The sequence below is a fragment of the Phenylobacterium sp. genome (assembly GCF_041920015.1).
Classification (GTDB): domain Bacteria; phylum Pseudomonadota; class Alphaproteobacteria; order Caulobacterales; family Caulobacteraceae; genus Phenylobacterium.
Genome location: NZ_JAYRST010000148.1, coordinates 1 through 2,413 on the forward strand (window position 1 = coordinate 1; position 2,413 = coordinate 2,413).

The following is a 2,413-nucleotide window of genomic DNA, read 5'->3' on the forward strand; positions in this document are numbered from 1 at the left end:
AGGACGTCGCCGAACGCGACTTCCGCACCGGGTTCACCGTCGAGCTTTTCGACGACCAGCAGGTCACCGGCTTGAACCCGGTACTGCTTTCCGCCGGTTTTGATCACCGCGTACATCGTTGCGCCTTGGACTTATAGCAAAATGGATTGCGCCCGCGAGATGGCCCGCGGGCGAGAGGCGCGGACTTATACAGAGGGGCCGTTCGGAGTCAACGCGTTTGGCGCGTTTCCACGGTCACATGGCTCAGCCCCGGCAACCCGGCCAGCCGCGCCCGATAGACGCCCGCATCCTGCGGCGCCTGCGCCTCGATCACCACGATGGCGGCGTGATGGCCAGGCCCCAGTCGCCACAGGTGCAGGTCGATCAGCCGCTCGCCCTCGCCCTCCAGCCGCCGGCCGATCTCCGCGGTCAGCTCCGGCGAGGGATTGACGTCCAGCAGCACCGCGCCGGTGCGGACCAGCAGGCGGTAGGCGAAATGGGCCAGCAGCGCGGCCCCCGCCAGTCCGGCCAGGCTGTCGGCCCAGGGCCAGTCGAACACCCGCCCAAGCCCCAGGCCGACGATGGCCAGGGCCGAGATCGCCGCATCCCCCGCCAGGTGCAGGTGCGCGGCCGAGAGGTTGAGGTCGCCGTCCTTGTCGTGCGCGTGGCCGGCGGCGGGGCGCAGCAGCCACATACAGACGAGATTCACCGCCAGCGCCGCGGCGGCCAGGGCCAGGGCGCCGTCATAGGCGACCGGGCTGGGCGAAAGCAGGTGGCGGCCGCTCTCCACCGCCACCAGCACCGCGCTGACCGCCAGCACTGCGGCGTTGGCGAACCCGGCCAGATAGCCGAGCTTGCCGGTGCCGAACGAGAACCGCGGATCGTGGGCGAAGCGCCGCGCCAGGCCGTAGGCGCCGGCCGCCACCACCAGGGCCGCCACATGCGCGCCCATATGGAAGCCGTTGGCGATCAGAGCCATGGAATTGAAGGCGAGACCCCCGCCGATCTGGGCCGCCAGGGTGGCCAGGCACACCGCCGCCACGATCCAGGTCCGCCGCTCGTTGCGCGCGTGGTCGGCGCCCAGATAGACGCGGTCGCCCCGGAAGGCGTCCATCGGTCCTTGGCGGTCGGGCGCGGAGGCGGTCACGGTTGCTCTGTCGGCATAGCGGCGATCGCCGGGAGGACGCGTTATTCGATAACACTATATAATGGTCAAGCGGTCGAAGGCCGCAGCCTGTTCCCTTGCCCGCGATCAATGACTAGATGATCCCCATGACCGACAAGACCCCCGTCACCGTCCTCACCGGCTATCTCGGCGCAGGCAAGACCACCCTCCTCAACCGCATCCTCACCGAGGATCACGGCAAGACCTACGCCGTCATCGTCAACGAGTTCGGCGAGGTGGGGATCGACAACGACCTGATCGTCGGCGCCGACGAGGAAGTGTTCGAGATGAACAACGGCTGCGTCTGCTGCACGGTGCGCGGCGACCTGATCCGCGTCCTCTCGGGCCTGATGAAGCGCAAGGGTAAGTTCGACGCGATCATCGTCGAGACGACCGGCCTGGCCGATCCCGGCCCGGTGGCCCAGACCTTCTTCGTCGACGACGACGTGAAGGCCAAGACCCAGCTCGACAGCGTCACCGCCGTGGTCGACGCCAAGCACCTGCCGCTGCGCCTGGCCGATTCGAAGGAGGCGGTCGAGCAGATCGCCTTCGCCGACCAGATCGTGCTGAACAAGACCGACCTGGTGTCCGAGGAGGAACTGAAGAGCGTCGAGGCCGCGATCCGCCGGCTGAACCCGCTCGCCCCGATCCACCGCGCCCAGCGCTCGAACGTGCCGCTCGACGCCATCCTCGGCCGCGGCGGCTTCGACCTCGGCCGCATCACCGACGTCCACCCCGATTTCCTGAACCCGCCGCACGGCGAAGAAGGCCATATCCACGACGAGAATTGCGACCATGATCACGACCATCATCATCACCACGGCGATCATGACCACGGCCATCACCACCATGATCATGAAGACCATGCGGCCGCGGCGGGCATCCGCGGCGTCTCGCTCACGCTGAACCGGCCGATCCACGGCCAGCGGGTGACCAACTGGCTGAACCAGGTCCTCCAGGACCAGGGCCCCGACATCCTGCGCGCCAAGGGCATCCTCGATGTCGCGGGCGAAGACCGCCGCCTGGTGTTCCAGGCCGTGCACATGATCCTCGAAGGCGACTTCCAGGGCGAATGGGCGGCCGGCGACAAGCGCTACAGCCGCCTGGTCCTCATCGGCCGCAACCTCGACGAAGCCAAGCTCAAGGCCGGCTTCGAAGCCTGCGCGGCCTAGGAAGAGGGCGATTGCTCCCCCTCTGGGGGAGCTGTCCGCGAAGCGGACTGAGGGGGATTGCGGAGTCGGCAGGCCCCCTCCGTCTCGGCGCGATGCG

3 protein-coding genes are annotated in these 2,413 nt (G+C 68.3%); 1 reads left to right on the forward strand and 2 read right to left on the reverse strand.

The features are described 5' to 3' along the window. Positions 1-116 (reverse strand): bL21 family ribosomal protein (locus ACE3TL_RS16890; RefSeq protein WP_374579822.1); only part of this gene is annotated, 116 nt, incomplete at its 3' end. 92 nt (positions 117-208) lie between these two features. Beyond that, complete coding sequence (locus ACE3TL_RS16895) at positions 209-1,126, reverse strand: cation diffusion facilitator family transporter (RefSeq protein ID WP_374579820.1); 918 nt, start codon at positions 1,124-1,126, stop codon at positions 209-211. 116 nt (positions 1,127-1,242) lie between these two features. Here ACE3TL_RS16895 and ACE3TL_RS16900 point away from each other — a divergent pair, with 116 nt between their 5' ends. Further along, positions 1,243-2,316 carry a GTP-binding protein gene (locus ACE3TL_RS16900; RefSeq protein ID WP_374579821.1) on the forward strand — a complete coding sequence of 358 codons (1,074 nt, stop codon included), beginning with the start codon at positions 1,243-1,245 and terminating at the stop codon, positions 2,314-2,316. Positions 2,317-2,413: the final 97 nt, after the last annotated feature.

Coding starts and splice junctions, on each gene's coding strand:
- ACE3TL_RS16900 (WP_374579821.1), top strand. CDS start 1,243: ATGATCCCCATGACCGACAAGACCCCCGTCACCGTCCTCACCGGCTAT.